Below are 18515 nucleotides of genomic sequence, written 5' to 3'. Positions count from 1 at the left end.
CTCTTCAGCGTTTATTGAAGAGTACTTTTTTTTGAACATAACGGTTTGTTGAAGTAGTATGGCACGATCACTCATTAACAGACCGCTCGGCAAAAGACCGGGCTTTCCCTTTATATAAGACCCCTCTGATCTAAAACCACAGAGAATTTTAAGTAACGGAAACGTTCCTCGTATAGGCTCGAATTTGCCGCAATTTCATCTGAAAATGTAACCATTTGTCGAAAAAGGACAAAAAGGAGATTAAAATTTTGACAAACTTTTCAGAATTAAATATTAGCGCTTCTACATTAAAATCCGTACAACGTATGGGGTTTGAAGAAGCAACACCAATCCAAGAAGGTACTATTACACATGCTATGAGTGGACGCGACGTTATCGGTCAAGCACAGACTGGTACAGGTAAAACTGCTGCATTTGGTATCCCAATGATTGAAAAAATCGATATTAAAAATCCGAATATCCAAGCGTTAATCATCGCTCCAACTCGTGAACTTGCAATTCAAGTTTCGGAAGAGCTTTATAAATTAGGATATGACAAAAAGGTTCGTCTATTATCAGTATACGGTGGGCAAGAAATTAGCCGTCAAATCCGTGCACTTAAAAACAAACCACAAGTTATCGTAGGTACACCTGGTCGTATTCTTGACCATATTAACCGTCGTACGTTAAAACTTGACCAAGTTCAAACACTTATCTTAGACGAAGCAGATGAAATGCTTAACATGGGATTCATTGAAGATATTAACACAATTTTAGAAAGTGTACCTCCTGAGCGTCAAACATTATTGTTCTCAGCTACAATGCCAGGACCAATTCGTAAAATTGCAGAACGCTTCATGAAAGATCCAGTGGAAGTAAAAATCAAGTCTAAAGAAATGACTGTTGAAAATATTGAACAGTTTTACGTAAAAGCTACTGAACGTGAGAAATTTGATGTTCTTTCAAGAATTTTAAATGTACAACAACCAGAACTTGCGATTATCTTTGGTCGTACAAAACGTAGAGTAGACGAATTAGCGCATGCTCTAAGCATTCGTGGATATCTTGCAGAAGGTATTCATGGTGATTTAAGCCAAGCGAAACGTATGTCTGTATTAAAACAATTCAAGGCTGGTAAAATCGATATTCTTGTTGCAACAGATGTAGCGGCACGTGGATTAGATATCTCTGGCGTAACACATGTGTATAACTTTGATATCCCACAAGATCCTGAAAGCTATGTTCACCGTATCGGTCGTACAGGGCGTGCAGGTAAAAGTGGTATCGCAACTACATTCGTAACACCGAGAGAAATGGGTTACTTACGTATCGTTGAGAATACAACGAAAAAACGTATGGAAGCTTTAATCCCTCCAAGCTCTGATGAAGCACTAGTTGGACTTAAACGTGTTGCAGTAGAATCTTTAGCTGAAATTGTAAACAAAAATGATTTAGGCGATTATCGTCCATTAGCACAAGAAATGCTTGAAAAATTTGAAGCAGTAGATGTAATTGCTGCAGCTTTAAAATCAATGACGAAAGAACCGGATGATACTCCGATTTCTCTTTCTGAAGAACGTCCATTACCTTCTCGTGGAGAACGTGGTGGCGGCGGACGCAGTGGCGGCGGTGGTTACAAAGGTAACCGTAGCGGCGGTGGCGGACGTAGTTCATCAGGTGGTCGTAGTGGAAGCAGCGATCGCGGACCTCGTTCATCATCAGCTGGCGGTTCACGTCCAAGTTCAGGCGCACGTCGTAGCAGTGGTCCCCGTGACGGCTCTACACAACGTAGCACAAGAACTCGCTCACCACGTAGCGAAAAATAATTTAAGACAAGAACTTATAAAGGGTGAACTTACATTTCGATGTAAGTTCATCCTTTTTTCTTTTGGAAGAATTTTTAAATGGAAGTTGCCATTTATTGAAACATTTTATCCTTTGTTTCGTATACAATGATGGAAGAGGGGGTTTCATATGAGACAAGAACCAATCAATCAATTATCAGAAAGTGGATTACGTGTCTGGAGAATTTACGGGTTATTTCAAACGTTAATTGTCCTTTTAGTAGGTATTGGAGTAGGAGTTATCAATTATTTTACAGGACAATTTATATGGTTATACATAGTAGATGTAGTAGTGATATTACTCATAGGATATTTATTAATTTATTTGTTCCCCAAAATTAGATGGACTCGTTGGAGATATGAAGTGCGTGAACAAGAAATTGAATTACAGCATGGTTTGTTTATCGTGAAAAGAACTTTAGTGCCAATGGTGAGAGTACAGCATGTTGATACGGAACAGGGACCTATTTTGAGAAAGTATGATCTATCTTCTATTACTATTTCAACTGCTGCGACGAGTCATACTATTCCTGCACTCGTAACTGGGGAAGCGGATGAACTTCGAGGCAGGATTTCTGTACTTGCAAGGGTGGCGGAAGATGATGTCTAAAGAAAAGTTTACTCTACATCCTATTTCAGCGGTTATTAACTTTGTAAAAGTATTAAAAGAAATGATTATTCCATTAGTCGTAGTTATTGCCGTTAATGGATTTGGGGGAGGCTCTGGTAGTTGGACCTCCTATATTATCTATATTATTTATGCCGTACTATTAATCGCAATGTTAGTTAGTGGCATCATTGAATGGAAAAGGTTTCGTTATTGGTTTGAAGAAGAAGAGCTTCGCATCGAATATGGTCTCTTCGTAAAGAAAAAAAGGTATATCCCATTTGAACGAATCCAAAGTTTAAATTATACAGAGGGCATATTTCATCGACCATTTGGTTTAATAAAGGTGAAAGTAGAAACAGCTGGCGGGGGCGCGACAAAAGAAGCGGATGCTGAATTGACCGCAATTACCAAAGAAGCAGCAGAGCAAATAAAAAAAGAGATGAATCTAGCTAAACATAAAGAATCAACTTTATCTGATGGAAATCTTCAACAAGAAGAGCTAGCGAAAGAGCAAAGGAAGCCCTTGTTTCGTATGTCTCGAAAAGATTTATTCATTCTTGCTAGTACATCAGGCGGGGTAGGTGTATTTTTCTCAGGTTTAGCAGTGTTCGTTTCGCAATTCTCGGAATTGATCCCATACGAAACAATTTATAATGAGATTATTATGTTTATCCGTTTTGGAGCTCTACTAATTGCATTATTGGTATTCTTTGCGCTGCTAGTAGCATGGATTGTATCAGTAGCTATTACTTTTATAAATTACTATGAGTTTACTATTTTGGTTGAAGATCAGGAGATTATTATTACTAGGGGATTATTAGAAAAGAAAAAAATAACTATTCCTTTATCTCGCATTCAGGCAGTACGTATAGTGGAAAATCCTTTAAGGCAGCTTACGGGACATGCGACCGTCATCGTGGATAGTGCGGGGGGATCACTAGCAGAGAAGGATGAGAAAATTAGGTTAATCCCTCTCATTAAAAAGGATAAAATAAACCCGATTCTCGTTCAAATTTTCCCTAACTATGAATTTGAAGCTAACTTTACAAGAGTTCCGAAGCGGTCGAGAAAGTTTTTCTATCGTTTAGATTTTTTATGGATGATTCCAGTTGCGGCATGTGTAAGTTATTTCTTCTTTCCATTTGGACTATTCTCCTTCTTACTATTTCCGCTGAGTTTCCTTTGGGGAGCATGGCAGCATAAGACGGCTGGATATTGGATGGATGAAAAGCAACTTGTTGTGCAATATCGTCTATTTAGTAGAGTATCTATTTGGATGGAAAAGAAACGTATTCAAGCAATGACAGCTCGCACTACGTATTTTCAAAAAAAAGCCAATGTATCTTCTATTATGACTACTATTAAGTCAGGCGTGTCTGGATCATCAACTACTATTCCTCATATTGAAAAAGCTGATGCAGAGAGCTTAATGAAATGGTATGAACCTACTAGGATAGAGCCTATAGATAGAGAGAAGGAACAGCCTTTGTAAGGGCTGTTCTTTTTTTATGAAGTGTGAGCCCAGGAATAAGATTAATGAAAAAAGAGAGACTGATTGCGACGACAGTCACAATCAGTCTCTCAAAAAATTAACGGTTAATAAAATAGCTGTAAATCTGTCCGAAGCACTTCGGAAACGATAGAATCTGGTTTTGATCCTTAAACAGATTTAAGCTTACGCTGTCTTTTCTTCCAAGCAGCTATTCGCTTCGGATGGAAGTAAACCATTCCTAGTACAAAACCAGTTACCAGCCCAGCTATGTGAGCAGTAACATTAATCTGCGGTTGCAGGAATGTCATAATTACTCCAATTACAATAATCGGAATAATAATTTGTTTTAGCTGTGGCATGAAATTTCTCGTATAATAAACCAAAGCGCCAAAAGCTCCGAATATCCCGTAAATAGCACCACTTGCCCCAACACTTGTATAATTCCAATCGTGTATTAGATAGGTAGCGACATTACCAACTAATCCTGCTAGCATATAAATAGTTAGGAAACGAGCCTTACCAGCTAGTTGCTCCAACTCTGGCCCAAATATGTACAAAGAGAACATATTGAATAATAAATGAGCGAAGTTTGCATGCAAGAATATCGGAGTTATCAAACGCCAGTATTCACCCTCACTAATTAATAAGTTAAAGTGAACACCGTAATTAAATAATTGTGATCCAAATATAGGGACTAAAGTTAACAAATGAATAACAATATTCAATGCGAGCAAAGAAGAAACAACTGGATATAGTTTTATGTATTGTTTAAAATTTTCTGTTCTACTAAACATTATTTCACCTCAATTTATCTACTATTAGTATATCCTGTAAGGAGGATATTTGGAAAGGAGAAACATTCATGATTACTGGAATAGGATTAGATATAACTGAAATAGAAAGAATCCAATCCATTTCTGCTAAAACACGTAAGTTTGAAGAGCGGGTACTTTCCGAAAAAGAAAGAGTTCAATTAAATGAGTTATCCGGGACAAGACGAATCGAATACTTAGCAGGGAGATTTGCAGCCAAAGAAGCATTTTCTAAAGCTCGAGGAACTGGAATAGGGAAAGATTGTAGTTTTCAAGATATTGAAATTTTAAAAGAACCTTCAGGTAAGCCTGTTTTATATTTTAAAGGAATAGAAGTTAATGGATTTGTATCTATAACCCATACAAAAGATTATGTGGCTGCTCAAGTAATTCTACAATCATAACCGGTCGTCCATCTACATACAATGAATGAACGCAGTGATAATAGAAAGGATGGACTGATTGAAGAGCCGCGTGGCTAAACTATTTTTTTTAATTGTAACAATCTTAGTACTTTCCGCATGTGGAGCCGATTCGAAAGAAGATGTTGTGAAAAAACTTAGTAACAAGTGGGTGGATGCAAAGGGGTATGAGCTCGAAGCAGAGATGAGCATCATGACTGGGGAAGAACCAAGAGTATATGGTGTGGAAGTTTGGCACACTAAACCAGATTTTTACCGAGTACAGGTGTCGGATACAAATGCAGAGAATACCCAAATGATCATCCGTAACACAGAAGGTGTATTTGTCGTAACACCAGCGCTGAACAAAACGTATAAGTTCCAAAGTAAATGGCCAACTGAAAATAGCCAAGCATATTTAATCGGTTCACTAGCCAACGACATAAAAAAAGACAAAACGGCAACCTTCAAAGAAGAAGGTGACAAATATGTCTTTGAAACAAAAACTAGTAACAACCATAAAACTATGCTGCCAACTCAAAAGATTTACATCAATAAAAAGACATTACTACCAACAGATGTTTCTATCATGAATGAGAACAAAGAAGAGCAAATTCATATTACATTTAAAAAAGTATCGCTAGGAAAAACACATGCAGCAGCAGAATATAAAATAGAGCAAACGCCTACAGGTAAAGCTGAAGGCACGGAAGAAACCGTAGAGGCATCGGCAGAGATTGATAATGCTGAAATGGAAACTTATTATCCAATGTTAAAATGGGATCAAGTGCACAATATTGACGAAAAAGTGGTGGAAGTCGACGGAGCAAAAAGAGTTATTTTAACATATAGTGGAGACAAAGAGTTTACGATAATTCAACATCGAAGCGAACCGGGGGACTCCTCTATTATTCCTGTATTCTCACCTGGAGATCCGGTTGATCTAGGAGTTGCAATTGGTGCAATTACTGACCAGTCTCTTTCTTGGGAGCAAGATGGTATGTCATTCTTTATTGCATCCTCTACATTGACGAAAGAAGAAATGATTGAAGTTGCTGCATCTATGACAACTAGTGGTTTAAAGTAATTAGGGTTGACTACTTCAGTACACTAGTAGGATAATCGGTTTAAACTGATTAAAAGAGGGAACTATATGTCTCAACAGCTATACCGACCTACATTCATCAAAGTAAACTTACAAGCTATACAAAATAATATTAAACGGCTCATGGAAATACTTCCAGAACATACTGCCGTGATTGCTGTAGTTAAAGCGAATGGCTACGGTCATGGAGATATTGAAGTTGCGCAAGCAGCATTAAAAGCAGGAGCCAATCTTTTGGCGGTTGCCACGCCAGAAGAAGCATTACATTTAAGGGAAGCGGGTATTGAAGCGGAAATACTTCTAATAGGTACATCTCCGCTCTCTTTTTTAGAGGAAGCTTCTAAACAAAACATTACACTTACAGCATATTCATATGAGTGGTTACTTGCTACTAAGGATCTTCAAGTTCCGCTAAAGCTTCATATAAAAATCGATAGTGGAATGGGTAGAATTGGTTTTACAGAAGTGACAGAGCTACAGCAGGCACTTGCCTTCATAAGCAAAAGAGATTGGTTGCAAATTACGGGCGTTTTTACTCATTTTGCAACTGCTGATGAAGAGGAGCAAACACTATTCCGAAAACAAGTTTCCAGATTCGAACAATTATTAAATGTATTTGAGCAAAGACCCGCAATGGTTCATACTTCTAATAGTGCAGCGGCTTTACTATACCCTGACCAGCACTGGAATGCGGTGCGTTTTGGTATATCTATGTATGGAATAGCGCCGTCTTCTTGGGTTAATGGAGAACTTCCGTTTCCCTTAGAAAAAGCTCTTTCGTTACACACTGAGGTTGCATATGTTAAAAAGGTAACGAAGGGTTCTACCATTGGTTACGGAGCTACATATGTAGCTCCAACAAATGAGTGGATTGCAACAATACCGATTGGATATGCAGATGGGCTATTAAGGAAACTTCATAACCAGTCTGTTTTGATAAAAGGTAAAAAGATGCCAATCGTCGGGAAAATTTGTATGGATCAATGCATGATTCGTCTCGATGAAAAAGTAGAGGTTGGCGAAAAAGTTACATTACTAGGTTTACAGGAAAATGAAGAGATTCTAATAGAAGAATGGGCGGAAGCATTGGAAACTATCCCTTATGAAGTTTGCTGCACTTTCTCTAACAGAATCCCCAGAATATATAGCAAGTAGATTTTCGACAAAACTTAAAGTTATATGCATAAATTGTCTAACCATTTCTCTTAATGTCTTTTATTTAAGCTATAGAAATGGTAAGATGAAGTATATTGTCATATAGGGAAATGTTTTGTCGGAGGTGTTTGCTGTGGTAAGTGATAAAAAGAAAAAGGAAGCGATTATTCAGCTTCCAAATCAATTGGTTAATGAAGGAGTAAAAACCGTAAAACAATCATTAACTGGCGTAGAAAGTTTCGTTCGTGTCCAAGCAAATGAATATGTAAAAAATGGTCAGGCAAATCTTATAAGAGAAGCGATGAAGAAAGGCTATGTTGAGATGTCTCATATAAATCTATCCATTTGCACGGAGTGTTTACATGCAGAGTATGAAGCTCAACATACGACAGAGCGACTCGTAAGTGGAGGATGAAAATTTGATCGTAAAACGTGGAGACGTTTTTTTTGCGGATTTATCACCAGTAATCGGGTCTGAGCAAGGTGGAACCAGACCCGTTTTGGTGATACAAAATGATATCGGTAATAGATTCAGTCCAACTGTCATCGTGGCAGCTATCACAGCTCAAATTCAAAAAGCAAAGTTACCAACACATGTAGAAATAAATGCAAAAGAATATGATTTTGAACGAGATTCCGTTATTTTGTTGGAGCAGTTAAGAACAATTGATAAATCCAGACTTACGGATAAAATCACCCACCTTGATGAAGACGTGATGGAAGACGTAGATCATGCATTAGGGATTAGTTTAGGGATTGTTAAATTTTAATACATAGTAAAAACACAATGTGGAACCGACAAAAACACATTGTGTTTTTTAATAGGAATTTTTTTAACTAAGTTAGAGTTGAAGGTAAAACTAACTCACTTTGATTGGTTTGCAAAATACTATATTACAGGGTAGTGTCACTAATCAGGTAAAACATGGACAAGTATAAAAGATGTAATGTTAGATGAAATTCTGTACAATATAATTACTAATATTTAACGAGGAGATGTATGTAAAACAATGAATAGCAGAATTGCTTCGTATATTCACGATAATATTGATGAAATTTTAGAAAAGTGGAGAATAAAAATGGAGGAAGAGAAGGATGATCGTTTTTTCCAGATTATGTCTAATAGAATAGTGGATAATACAGTTCGTGAATTCGGAGAGTTAATGATTTCAAGTCTAACGGAAGATCGCGATACATATACGGCCAAGTTAAATGATTTTTCCGTTCAAATTGTACATTATGGATGGTCGATCTCTTTTGTTTTAAAAGCCTTAACCAACTTCACAGAAATTATCTATGAAAAAATGGACGATGTAGAGAACTTAGATGAAGGTAATTTCCAATCATATAGAGAAATATTAAATAATTGGATTATTCCTTTGAATCACAGTATTGTAGATGCCTATTCGGTAGTGTGGGAAAAAACGGTGAGTCTACAAAAGATTGCTCTACAAGAACTGTCTGCTTCCTTAATACCTGTCTTCGAAAAAATTTCCGTAATGCCTTTAGTAGGTACAATTGATACGGAACGAGCAAAGCTAATAATGGAAAATCTTCTACAGGGAGTTGTAAAGCATCGTGCAGAAGTTGTGTTGCTAGACATTACAGGCGTCCCAGTAGTAGATACGATGGTTGCGCATCATATTATTCAAGCAGCAGATGCCGTCCGATTAGTCGGAGCTAAATGTATGCTAGTTGGAATCCGTCCGGAAATTGCGCAAACTATTGTTACACTAGGTATAAACTTAAATGATTTTACAACAACAAGTACTTTACAAAAAGGCGTTGAACAAGCCCTGGCTTTAACAAATCGAGCAATAGTAGAGGTGGAAGCATTATGATGACAAGAATACCTATTTTAAAATTGAGAGATTGTTTAATCGTTTCCATTCAGTGGGAGTTAGATGATCAAACTGCTCTTTCTTTTCAAGAAGATTTACTTGATAAGCTTCATACAACATCTGCAAGAGGAGTAGTACTTGATCTTACACCAATAGATTTTATAGACTCATTCATCGCAAAAGTATTGGGAGATGTAATCAGTATGTCGGGTCTAATGGGTGCGAAGGTAGTAATTACAGGTATTCAACCTGCGGTAGCTATTACTCTCATAGAATTAGGCATTAGACTCGAAAATGTAGTTACGGCCCTAGACTTAGAAAATGGATTGGAAAAATTAGAACGAGAATTGGAGGACTAGTCCATGAACTTAAGGTCTTCTGTTGATATAATAACTGAGTGGGATATCGTTGCTGCAAGGCAACTTGGTAGAAATGAAGCGAAGGATGTAGGCTTCGGTACAGTTGACCAAGCAAGAATTACAACAGCGATTAGTGAACTCGCTCGGAATATATACTTATATGCTGGTAAAGGTAAAATAGAAATTAGACAAATTACTGATGGCAACCTAAAAGGTCTGCTTGTCATTGCATCTGATAAAGGACCAGGAATTGCAGATGTTCGTAAAGTCATGGAAGATGGATATACGACATCAGGTGGTTTAGGTGCCGGCCTTCCAGGAGTAAAGCGACTAATGGACGATTTCAAAATTGAAACTGTCCTAGGAGAAGGTACCACTATTAGTGCATCTAAGTTATTAAGATAGGAGGTAATTCAAAGTATGCCTCAAGAATTTAAGAGACAATACAGAGAGATTTTAGAGCAATATATACAAAGACAAACAGAACATAATTTGTATGAAGGTCAAAACTTCAGTAGACAACTTATCCAAAAGAATATTTCTCCAGAGGAAGTTATAAGTATACATAAGGCTTCTTTAGAAGAGCTTATGCCTGAATTGCCAAATAATGTTTGGCATTCTTTTGATTTATTAATAGAAGTGATGATTAGATATGGACTTGCACTAAAAGAACACCAGACCCTAATTAAAAAACAGGAAAACTTTAGAATGGAAATGGAGCTGGCTTCTAATGTTCAACAAACGTTGTTGAAAACTAAAGTGCCAGAGATGAACAGTTTAGATATAGGGATGATCTCTGTTCCTGCAAAAGAAATGAATGGGGATTACACGCATTTTCTAAATGATGATACTACAGTAGGTATTGCCGTTGCAGATGTAATCGGTAAAGGGATTCCAGCTGCCCTATGCATGTCCATGATTAAGTATGGGATGGATAGTTTAAATGGAGCAGAAACCGAACCCATTGTTGTACTAGATGTCATCAATCGAATTGTTGAGAAAAGTGTAAGTGATTCGATGTTCATCTCCATGTTTTATGGAACTTATGATACCTCTACAAGTGTATTTACATATGCCTCTGCAGGACATGAGCCACCTTTATTTTATTGTGCTAAGTCTAATAGTTTTTCAGAACTACAAGCAAAGGGATTATTGTTAGGTGTAATTCCCAATGTTAAATACGAACAACACTCTATTTCTTTAGGAAAAGACGATTTTGTCGTTATGATGACTGATGGTGTAACTGAATGCCGTTCAAAAGAGGGATTCATTGACCAAAAAACCGTGATGAATATTATTGAAAGCGTAAGAGATCAATCTGCTCAAGATATGGTGGAATATGTGTTTCATAAGCTTGAGGAATTACAGGAGTTTGAACAACGAGATGATTTCACGCTCGTTATTTTCAAAAAGAAGTAATTTGAGGTTTATTAATAACTGCTTTGTGGTATAGAGACTATAGACAATAGATAATAGACTATATATAGCGAAAACGGGGGAATAAAAATGAATATTTCAGTTGAATTACAAACGATAGCTGAATTGCATATTAAAGGATTAATTGGTGGTGAAATCGATGCTTTTACAGCGCCGATTTTAAGAGAGAAACTTGCAGAGGTAACCTTACAGGATAATATACATGTTGAATTGAATTTACAAGATGTTTCCTATATGGATAGTACGGGACTAGGTGTTTTTGTGGGCTTTTATAAGAGCGTCATAGCTGCAAATGGTCATATGGAGTTAACGGGACTTTCATCTAGATTGAAGCGCTTATTTGATATTACTGGTTTAGTGGAAATTATGGATATACAGGCTAGAGATGAAGAGGTGAAAATAGATGAAACCGTTTGATTATGTTGAAATTCGGGTGCCTGCAAAGCCTCAATATGTTAGCGTTGCTCGCCTCACAATTTCTGGTTTGGCCAATCGTATCGGATTTACGTATGATGATATCGAAGACTTAAAAATAGCTGCAAGTGAAGCGATTACAAATGCAGTCCAACATGCATATGCGGATAATGAGGAAGGCGAAGTGGTTATTGGCTGTGCATTATACGATGAAAAAATAGAAATCATGGTAGCGGATCATGGTAAAAGTTTTGACTTTGAAGAAACGAAAGCAAAAGTCGGCCCTTATCATGATTTAGAGGAAGGATCTTTCTTGAGAGAAGGAGGTCTTGGTTTATATTTGATCGAGACATTAATGGATGAGGTTAAAGTACATCACCAAGAAGGCGTTACTGTATTTATGACGAAACATGTCAGAGTAGAGCAGGTGGATGAAAATGTCGAACACGTCCCTTCCTAATAAAGAATCGAAAGAGAAAATATTGGGATGGATCAAAGAATATCAAGAGACAGAAAGTGAAGAGGCGCAAACTAACTTAGTACTGAATTACACTAGGTTGGTAGAATCCATTGCTCGAAAATATTCTAATGGTAAATCGCATCATGAGGATATCGCCCAAGTCGGCATGCTTGGTCTTCTTGGAGCTATCCGAAGATATGATCCATCATTCGGAAAAAACTTTGAAGCTTTTGCTATCCCTACCATTATCGGAGAGATAAAACGCTTTTTAAGAGATAAAACTTGGGCTGTACATGTTCCGAGAAGGATAAAAGAACTTGGACCACGAATCCGAGTAGCAGTGGAAACACTAACAGTGGAATTCCAACGTTCTCCTATTATTCCAGAAATCGCTGATTATCTAGGTGTAGAAGTAGAAGACGTTCTTGAAGCCATGGAAATGGGTAAAAGTTATCAGGCATTATCTATGGATCATTCACTTGAATCTGACTCAGACGGTAGTACCATTACGTTATTTGATGTTATTGGTAAAGCAGATGGCGAATACGAGAAAACAGATCAACGCTTACTTGTTGCTAATGCACTAAATGTATTATCAGATCGAGAGAAAGAAATCATTCAACTTACATACATGGAGCAGCTTAGTCAAAAAGAAACAGGAGATCGTCTAGGTATATCCCAAATGCATGTATCTAGGATTCAACGAAAGGCTATAAAGAAATTACAGGAGGCCATTTTATTGTCAGGTGAAGTAGTTAAATGATGAATTTTTCAGATGACAAAGTAGATTTGTTTGTATACCAAGAAGCCAAAAGTGGAAATCTAGAATCTGGAGATACTTATTATATTACAAAGACAGATGAGTTTATGCTTTGTGCTATAGCAGATGGGTTGGGAAATGGACCTGTGGCTAAAGAGTCTGCAGATATTATCCCGAAGATTCTAGAGGAATATAAAGAAGAAACATTAGATGAATTACTACTACGTTGCAACGAGTTAATGGTTAGTAAGAGAGGTGCAGCAGTAGCGATAGTTAAAATAGATTATAAACATCAAACTATATCCTATAGCTGTGTTGGTAATGTGAAGTTTTATATGTATAAACGCTCTACCGATAAAATGATTTATCCTCTACCCGTGATGGGCTACTTATCAGGCAGAAAGCAAAAGATTAATACCCAAACATATGCCTGTGAAAAAAATGATTTGTTCATGCTTCACTCAGACGGGGTTGTGATGAAAAGTCCGAAATCCACTATAAAAAATGCCTCGAATGCGGAATGTCTCTATGAAACGATTTTTAAAGAAATTGAACATGGCGACGACTCAACGTTTATAGTAGGAAGCTTACTCTAATATAGGGTAAGCTTTTTTGTTTGGCTTTTTCTAGAAGGTAACAAATATGATAAACTGAGTACTATAAAGAAAGGACGTGTTCATATTGGAAATAAAGAAAATGCTCCAACTTGTTTCAAAAGATACAGGTGTTAAATCATCGCAAGCTGAACAGGTTATAAAATTACTAGAAGAGGGAAATACGGTTCCTTTTATAGCTAGATATAGAAAAGAACAAACAGGCTCTTTAGATGAAGTCCAAATTAAAGCCGTTGAAGATCGGTATAATTACATACAGCAGTTGGAACAAAGAAAAGAAGAGATCCTTCGCTTAATTGAAGAGCAAGGTAAACTAACCGAAGAGTTAACTGCTTCTATTAATAATGCGACGGTATTGCAACGATTAGAAGATTTATATCGACCATATAAGCAAAAACGTAGAACAAAGGCTACTATTGCAAAGGAAAAAGGATTAGAACCTTTGGCGGCTCTCATCATGACTTTCCCTAAAGAATCCATTTCTAAGTTAGCAGAAGGCTATTTAAATGAAGAACTAGAAGTTCTTTCAGTAGAGGATGCGTTACTTGGAGCTAGAGATATCCTAGCTGAGCAATTTGCTGACGATGCGAAAATAAGAGAGCAAATCCGTAATATTACCCGTGCGGACGGTAAAATTATTACATCGGTCAAAAAGGCAGAGCTAGATGAAAAGAATGTGTTTGAAATGTATTATGAGTACGAAGAACCTGTTAAAAAGATAGTTCCTCATCGTATATTAGCGGTAAACCGAGGGGAAAAAGAAGATATCTTAAAAGTTGCTCTTCAAGTTCCTATGGAGAAAGCAGCTAATGTGATGAAAACACATTGGATTAAACCATCCTCTAGTGATGCAGTGGAACAAATTGAATTGGCGGTAGAAGACTCATACAAACGATTAATTCAGCCTTCTGTTGAACGAGAGATTCGAGCAGAGCTTACAGAAAAAGCAGAAGCTCAGGCTATTCACATATTCTCCGAAAACCTAAGGAACCTACTATTGCAACAACCATTAAAGGGAAAAGTAATTCTAGGTGTCGATCCAGCTTATCGTACTGGGTGTAAATTAGCGGTTGTAGATGATACAGGAAAACTGCTAGAAGTATCGGCTATTTATCCACATGCGCCTAAAATGGATGTGGAGGGTTCCAAGAAAAAAGTACTTGCTTACTTAAAAAACTATCCTATTTCTTTAATAGCTATCGGAAATGGTACCGCTTCTCGCGAAACAGAACAATTCATTGTGGACTGTTTGAAAGAGGTAGAGGGCGAGGTAGCGTATGTAATAGTAAATGAAGCGGGTGCCAGTGTGTATTCAGCATCTGAAACAGCACGTAATGAGTTTCCTGACTTACAAGTAGAGCAGAGAAGTGCGGTATCTATTGCAAGAAGATTGCAGGATCCTTTGGCGGAATTAGTGAAGATAGATCCAAAAGCAGTAGGAGTAGGACAATACCAACATGACGTTTCGCAAAAGAAATTATCCGATTCCTTATCCTTTATAGTAGAAACTGCGGTTAACCAAGTTGGAGTAAATGTAAATACTGCATCTGCTTCCCTTTTACAATACGTCTCAGGGTTGTCAAAAACAGTTGCAGAAAACGTGGTGAATATGAGAAACGAGCAAGGGAGGTTTACTTCGCGAGCACAACTTAAGAAAATTCCACGCCTTGGAGCCAAAACTTATGAACAAGCAATTGGGTTTTTACGCGTACCAGATGCAAAAAATCCGTTTGATGCAACAGGAATCCACCCTGAAAGTTATAAGGGAGCGGAGCAGGTACTGGAAATTGCAGGACTTAAGAAGACGCAAATAGGCACAAAAGAAGCAGAAGAGGCATTAAAGAAAATTTCTATAGAAGAAGTAAGTAGAGAGTTAGAAATAGGGGAGATCACATTAAAGGATATTGTAGATACATTGATCAAACCAGCGCGTGACCCTCGTGAAGCATTCCCGCAGCCAATCCTGAAAAAAGATGTACTCAAATTAGAGGACTTAAAAACAGGAATGGAGTTACAAGGAACAGTAAGAAATGTAGTAGACTTCGGTGCATTTGTAGATATTGGTGTAAAACAAGATGGCCTAGTTCATATTTCTAAACTAAAAAAAGGCTTTGTCAAACATCCCTTAGATGTTGTCTCCCTTGGAGATATAGTTACTGTCTGGGTAGAACAGTTTGATGCCAACAAAGGAAGGATTGCATTAACGATGCTTCCTCCAGAACAACAAGTGTAAAGAATAGAGTTGTCCAATGGAGATATGCCACTGGACAACCCTCTTTAAATACGGGGGAGATAATATGTCTGATGAAAAATTACACGAACTAGTAAGTCATGTATCAAACGAAGTCTTTGGGAAACAATTTCAACATAAAGCATATTTCAACAAAAGACTTAGAACAACTGGTGGAAGGTATATGTTGAGATCGCACAATATAGAAGTGAATCCGCTAGTTTTCGAAAAGTATGGAATGGATGAATTGCTAGGCGTGATCAAACATGAGCTTTGTCATTATCACTTACATATAGAAGGAAAAGGCTATCAGCATAGAGATACTGACTTTAGGGAATTACTTAAAATAACAAACTCACCTAGATTTTGTTCTACTTTAGTAGAGAGAAATGTCCGGAAAAGTAAAAAGAGATATACGTATAAATGCGTTAAATGCTCTCTTTCATATAATCGGAAAATTCGTTTAAATACAAGGAAATACCGTTGTGGCAAGTGTTTTGGAGACCTAATGTTAGTTTCTTTTGAAAATCTTAAATAAATTATCAAAAAGTAGTTGACGTTTTGCAAAACCCTCTCTATAATAGAAAAAGTCGAGTAAAACAAAACGACAAAAGTTATTCCGAAGTAGCTCAGTGGTAGAGCAATCGACTGTTAATCGATCGGTCGTAGGTTCGAGTCCTACCTTCGGAGCCATTATGGCCCCTTGGTCAAGCGGTTAAGACACCGCCCTTTCACGGCGGTAACACGGGTTCGAATCCCGTAGGGGTCATTACCATTTATATTTATTACTTTGTATTTTCAACGGTCCCGTGGTGTAGCGGTTAACATGCCTGCCTGTCACGCAGGAGATCGCCGGTTCGATCCCGGTCGGGACCGCCATGTTGGGGTATAGCCAAGCGGTAAGGCAATGGATTTTGATTCCATCATGCCCTGGTTCGAATCCAGGTACCCCAGCCATTTTTGAGCCATTAGCTCAGTTGGTAGAGCATCTGACTTTTAATCAGAGGGTCGTAGGTTCGAATCCTACATGGCTCATCAAATTGTTGTTGACATTTAAGGTGTTCGAGAGTATAATCAACCTTGTTCTGTTAAGTACTAAGCGGTCGTGGCGGAACGGCAGACGCGCTAGGTTGAGGGCCTAGTGGGGGATAACCCCGTGGAGGTTCAAGTCCTCTCGGCCGCACCAGTCACATAACAATTTAACAAAATTTAATGCGGGTGTAGTTTAGTGGTAAAACCTCAGCCTTCCAAGCTGATGATGAGAGTTCGATTCTCTTCACCCGCTCCATTATTTAATATCATTGAATATTGAACATTGAAAACTGAACATGCAAAACGTTAAGAAACATAGCTTTCAACTAACTTAGTTAGTATGATAGCAAAACAATTTTTGACATCATTTAATGATGATGCCAGCAAAACAAATTGAGCTTTTTAAGTTCTCTATTATGGAGAGTTTGATCCTGGCTCAGGACGAACGCTGGCGGCATGCCTAATACATGCAAGTCGAGCGAATGACGAAGAAGCTTGCTTCTTCTGATTTAGCGGCGGACGGGTGAGTAACACGTGGGCAACCTGCCCTGTAGATTGGGATAACTCCGGGAAACCGGGGCTAATACCGAATAATCCATTTCCTCTCATGGGGAGATGTTAAAAGACGGTTTCGGCTGTCACTACAGGATGGGCCCGCGGCGCATTAGCTAGTTGGTGAGGTAACGGCTCACCAAGGCGACGATGCGTAGCCGACCTGAGAGGGTGATCGGCCACACTGGGACTGAGACACGGCCCAGACTCCTACGGGAGGCAGCAGTAGGGAATCTTCCACAATGGACGAAAGTCTGATGGAGCAATGCCGCGTGAGTGAAGAAGGTTTTCGGATCGTAAAACTCTGTTGTGAGGGAAGAACAAGTATGAGAGTAACTGCTCGTACCTTGACGGTACCTCATTAGAAAGCCACGGCTAACTACGTGCCAGCAGCCGCGGTAATACGTAGGTGGCAAGCGTTGTCCGGAATTATTGGGCGTAAAGCGCGCGCAGGCGGTCCTTTAAGTCTGATGTGAAATCCCACGGCTCAACCGTGGAAGGTCATTGGAAACTGGGGGACTTGAGTACAGAAGAGGAAAGCGGAATTCCAAGTGTAGCGGTGAAATGCGTAGAGATTTGGAGGAACACCAGTGGCGAAGGCGGCTTTCTGGTCTGTAACTGACGCTGAGGCGCGAAAGCGTGGGGAGCAAACAGGATTAGATACCCTGGTAGTCCACGCCGTAAACGATGAGTGCTAAGTGTTAGGGGGTTTCCGCCCCTTAGTGCTGCAGCTAACGCATTAAGCACTCCGCCTGGGGAGTACGGTCGCAAGACTGAAACTCAAAGGAATTGACGGGGGCCCGCACAAGCGGTGGAGCATGTGGTTTAATTCGAAGCAACGCGAAGAACCTTACCAGGTCTTGACATCCCGCTGACCGGCCTAGAGATAGGCTTTTCCCTTCGGGGACAGCGGTGACAGGTGGTGCATGGTTGTCGTCAGCTCGTGTCGTGAGATGTTGGGTTAAGTCCCGCAACGAGCGCAACCCTTGATCTTAGTTGCCAGCATTTAGTTGGGCACTCTAAGGTGACTGCCGGTGATAAACCGGAGGAAGGTGGGGATGACGTCAAATCATCATGCCCCTTATGACCTGGGCTACACACGTGCTACAATGGACGGTACAGAGGGTCGCAACCCCGCGAGGGTGAGCAAATCCCATAAAACCGTTCTCAGTTCGGATTGTAGGCTGCAACTCGCCTACATGAAGCCGGAATCGCTAGTAATCGTGGATCAGCATGCCACGGTGAATACGTTCCCGGGCCTTGTACACACCGCCCGTCACACCACGAGAGTTTGTAACACCCGAAGTCGGTGGGGTAACCCTTACGGGAGCCAGCCGCCGAAGGTGGGACAGATGATTGGGGTGAAGTCGTAACAAGGTAGCCGTATCGGAAGGTGCGGCTGGATCACCTCCTTTCTA

Annotated in this window: 19 protein-coding genes, 7 tRNA genes and 1 rRNA gene; 26 read left to right on the top strand and 1 reads right to left on the bottom strand. The window is 39.0% G+C overall.

Annotated features, from left to right (window positions below; all coding sequences use genetic code 11):
• Window positions 1-248: 248 nt before the first annotated feature.
• The 3 genes from MKX53_RS16050 (at window position 249) to MKX53_RS16040 (ending at window position 3925) form a co-directional block, all read left to right on the top strand.
• Window positions 249-1805 (top strand): DEAD/DEAH box helicase, encoded by a 1557-nt coding sequence (locus MKX53_RS16050; protein WP_093537569.1) that lies wholly within the window; start codon window positions 249-251, stop codon window positions 1803-1805.
• A 148-nt stretch (window positions 1806-1953) separates the two neighbouring features.
• A complete protein-coding gene (locus tag MKX53_RS16045; RefSeq protein WP_340763643.1) occupies window positions 1954-2433 on the top strand; it encodes a PH domain-containing protein in 480 nt (159 codons plus the stop codon).
• A complete protein-coding gene (locus tag MKX53_RS16040) occupies window positions 2423-3925 on the top strand; it encodes a PH domain-containing protein (protein WP_340912543.1) in 1503 nt (500 codons plus the stop codon). Before MKX53_RS16045 ends, MKX53_RS16040 begins: the two co-directional genes overlap by 11 nt.
• Before the next feature lie 167 nt (window positions 3926-4092).
• Here MKX53_RS16040 and MKX53_RS16035 read toward each other — a convergent pair whose 3' ends face one another.
• A complete protein-coding gene (locus tag MKX53_RS16035; protein ID WP_340912542.1) occupies window positions 4093-4719 on the bottom strand; it encodes a rhomboid family intramembrane serine protease in 627 nt (208 codons plus the stop codon).
• A gap of 68 nt (window positions 4720-4787) precedes the next feature.
• On the opposite strand from MKX53_RS16035, the gene acpS reads away from it, so the two are divergent.
• The 23 genes from acpS (at window position 4788) to MKX53_RS15920 (ending at window position 18512) form a co-directional block, all read left to right on the top strand.
• Window positions 4788-5141, top strand: coding sequence for a holo-ACP synthase (gene acpS / locus MKX53_RS16030; protein ID WP_340912539.1), 354 nt, complete (start codon window positions 4788-4790; stop codon window positions 5139-5141).
• Between the two features lie 58 nt (window positions 5142-5199).
• Window positions 5200-6225 carry a LolA family protein gene (locus tag MKX53_RS16025; protein ID WP_340912537.1) on the top strand — a complete coding sequence of 342 codons (1026 nt, stop codon included), beginning with the start codon at window positions 5200-5202 and terminating at the stop codon, window positions 6223-6225.
• Between the two features lie 66 nt (window positions 6226-6291).
• Window positions 6292-7398, top strand: coding sequence for an alanine racemase (gene alr / locus MKX53_RS16020; protein WP_340912535.1), 1107 nt, complete (start codon window positions 6292-6294; stop codon window positions 7396-7398).
• A gap of 133 nt (window positions 7399-7531) precedes the next feature.
• Window positions 7532-7813 carry a transcriptional regulator gene (locus tag MKX53_RS16015; protein WP_245762718.1) on the top strand — a complete coding sequence of 94 codons (282 nt, stop codon included), beginning with the start codon at window positions 7532-7534 and terminating at the stop codon, window positions 7811-7813.
• Between the two features lie 4 nt (window positions 7814-7817).
• Window positions 7818-8168 carry a type II toxin-antitoxin system PemK/MazF family toxin gene (locus MKX53_RS16010; protein WP_093537576.1) on the top strand — a complete coding sequence of 117 codons (351 nt, stop codon included), beginning with the start codon at window positions 7818-7820 and terminating at the stop codon, window positions 8166-8168.
• Window positions 8169-8408: 240 nt separating this feature from the next.
• Window positions 8409-9239, top strand: a complete 831-nt coding sequence (locus tag MKX53_RS16005) for an STAS domain-containing protein (protein ID WP_340912533.1) — start codon at window positions 8409-8411, stop codon at window positions 9237-9239.
• Window positions 9236-9598 carry an STAS domain-containing protein gene (locus MKX53_RS16000; RefSeq protein ID WP_093537578.1) on the top strand — a complete coding sequence of 121 codons (363 nt, stop codon included), beginning with the start codon at window positions 9236-9238 and terminating at the stop codon, window positions 9596-9598. The genes MKX53_RS16005 and MKX53_RS16000 overlap by 4 nt, the downstream gene beginning before the upstream one ends.
• A gap of 3 nt (window positions 9599-9601) precedes the next feature.
• Complete coding sequence (locus tag MKX53_RS15995; protein WP_093537579.1) at window positions 9602-10003, top strand: anti-sigma regulatory factor; 402 nt, start codon at window positions 9602-9604, stop codon at window positions 10001-10003.
• Between the two features lie 15 nt (window positions 10004-10018).
• Window positions 10019-11017 carry a PP2C family protein-serine/threonine phosphatase gene (locus MKX53_RS15990; RefSeq protein ID WP_340912531.1) on the top strand — a complete coding sequence of 333 codons (999 nt, stop codon included), beginning with the start codon at window positions 10019-10021 and terminating at the stop codon, window positions 11015-11017.
• An 87-nt stretch (window positions 11018-11104) separates the two neighbouring features.
• The gene (locus MKX53_RS15985; protein WP_093537581.1) at window positions 11105-11452 is read left to right on the top strand and encodes an anti-sigma factor antagonist; all 348 of its coding nucleotides are present in this window, start codon (window positions 11105-11107) and stop codon (window positions 11450-11452) included.
• Complete coding sequence (gene rsbW, locus MKX53_RS15980; RefSeq protein ID WP_093537582.1) at window positions 11439-11909, top strand: anti-sigma B factor RsbW; 471 nt, start codon at window positions 11439-11441, stop codon at window positions 11907-11909. Before MKX53_RS15985 ends, rsbW begins: the two co-directional genes overlap by 14 nt.
• Entirely contained in the window at window positions 11887-12672 is a 786-nt protein-coding gene (gene sigB, locus MKX53_RS15975; RefSeq protein ID WP_340912528.1) for an RNA polymerase sigma factor SigB, read from the top strand. Before rsbW ends, sigB begins: the two co-directional genes overlap by 23 nt.
• A complete protein-coding gene (locus MKX53_RS15970) occupies window positions 12669-13265 on the top strand; it encodes a PP2C family serine/threonine-protein phosphatase (protein ID WP_093537584.1) in 597 nt (198 codons plus the stop codon). The genes sigB and MKX53_RS15970 overlap by 4 nt, the downstream gene beginning before the upstream one ends.
• 85 nt (window positions 13266-13350) lie before the next feature.
• On the top strand, window positions 13351-15516 hold the full coding sequence (locus MKX53_RS15965; RefSeq protein ID WP_340912525.1) for a Tex family protein: 2166 nt from the start codon (window positions 13351-13353) through the stop codon (window positions 15514-15516).
• 64 nt (window positions 15517-15580) lie between these two features.
• Window positions 15581-16051, top strand: coding sequence for a SprT family protein (locus MKX53_RS15960; protein ID WP_340770533.1), 471 nt, complete (start codon window positions 15581-15583; stop codon window positions 16049-16051).
• An 80-nt stretch (window positions 16052-16131) separates the two neighbouring features.
• Window positions 16132-16206, top strand: a tRNA-Asn gene (locus tag MKX53_RS15955).
• 4 nt (window positions 16207-16210) lie between these two features.
• Window positions 16211-16282 (top strand) — tRNA-Glu (locus MKX53_RS15950).
• Window positions 16283-16316: 34 nt separating this feature from the next.
• A tRNA-Asp gene (locus tag MKX53_RS15945) sits at window positions 16317-16392 on the top strand.
• Window positions 16393-16395: 3 nt separating this feature from the next.
• Window positions 16396-16470 (top strand) — tRNA-Gln (locus MKX53_RS15940).
• A gap of 5 nt (window positions 16471-16475) precedes the next feature.
• A tRNA-Lys gene (locus MKX53_RS15935) sits at window positions 16476-16548 on the top strand.
• 64 nt (window positions 16549-16612) lie between these two features.
• Window positions 16613-16699, top strand: a tRNA-Leu gene (locus MKX53_RS15930).
• Window positions 16700-16727: 28 nt separating this feature from the next.
• Window positions 16728-16801, top strand: a tRNA-Gly gene (locus tag MKX53_RS15925).
• A gap of 157 nt (window positions 16802-16958) precedes the next feature.
• A 16S ribosomal RNA gene (locus MKX53_RS15920) occupies window positions 16959-18512 on the top strand.
• Window positions 18513-18515 lie beyond the last annotated feature (3 nt).

This window comes from Psychrobacillus sp. FSL K6-4615, from assembly GCF_038008225.1.
Lineage (GTDB): Bacteria > Bacillota > Bacilli > Bacillales_A > Planococcaceae > Psychrobacillus > Psychrobacillus psychrotolerans.
The sequence above is the reverse complement of the archived record's forward strand: the minus strand, read 5'-3'. Positions and strand labels throughout refer to the sequence as shown.

Excerpts from the sequence above, each read along its gene's own strand:
- MKX53_RS16045 (WP_340763643.1), top strand. The coding sequence starts at position 1,954 with ATGAGACAAGAACCAATCAATCAATTATCAGAAAGTGGATTACGTGTC.
- MKX53_RS16040 (WP_340912543.1), top strand. The coding sequence starts at position 2,423 with ATGATGTCTAAAGAAAAGTTTACTCTACATCCTATTTCAGCGGTTATT.
- MKX53_RS16035 (WP_340912542.1), bottom strand. The coding sequence starts at position 4,719 with ATGTTTAGTAGAACAGAAAATTTTAAACAATACATAAAACTATATCCA.
- acpS (WP_340912539.1), top strand. The coding sequence starts at position 4,788 with ATGATTACTGGAATAGGATTAGATATAACTGAAATAGAAAGAATCCAA.
- alr (WP_340912535.1), top strand. The coding sequence starts at position 6,292 with ATGTCTCAACAGCTATACCGACCTACATTCATCAAAGTAAACTTACAA.
- MKX53_RS16005 (WP_340912533.1), top strand. The coding sequence starts at position 8,409 with ATGAATAGCAGAATTGCTTCGTATATTCACGATAATATTGATGAAATT.
- MKX53_RS16000 (WP_093537578.1), top strand. The coding sequence starts at position 9,236 with ATGATGACAAGAATACCTATTTTAAAATTGAGAGATTGTTTAATCGTT.
- MKX53_RS15995 (WP_093537579.1), top strand. The coding sequence starts at position 9,602 with ATGAACTTAAGGTCTTCTGTTGATATAATAACTGAGTGGGATATCGTT.
- MKX53_RS15990 (WP_340912531.1), top strand. The coding sequence starts at position 10,019 with ATGCCTCAAGAATTTAAGAGACAATACAGAGAGATTTTAGAGCAATAT.
- MKX53_RS15985 (WP_093537581.1), top strand. The coding sequence starts at position 11,105 with ATGAATATTTCAGTTGAATTACAAACGATAGCTGAATTGCATATTAAA.
- rsbW (WP_093537582.1), top strand. The coding sequence starts at position 11,439 with ATGAAACCGTTTGATTATGTTGAAATTCGGGTGCCTGCAAAGCCTCAA.
- sigB (WP_340912528.1), top strand. The coding sequence starts at position 11,887 with ATGTCGAACACGTCCCTTCCTAATAAAGAATCGAAAGAGAAAATATTG.
- MKX53_RS15970 (WP_093537584.1), top strand. The coding sequence starts at position 12,669 with ATGATGAATTTTTCAGATGACAAAGTAGATTTGTTTGTATACCAAGAA.
- MKX53_RS15960 (WP_340770533.1), top strand. The coding sequence starts at position 15,581 with ATGTCTGATGAAAAATTACACGAACTAGTAAGTCATGTATCAAACGAA.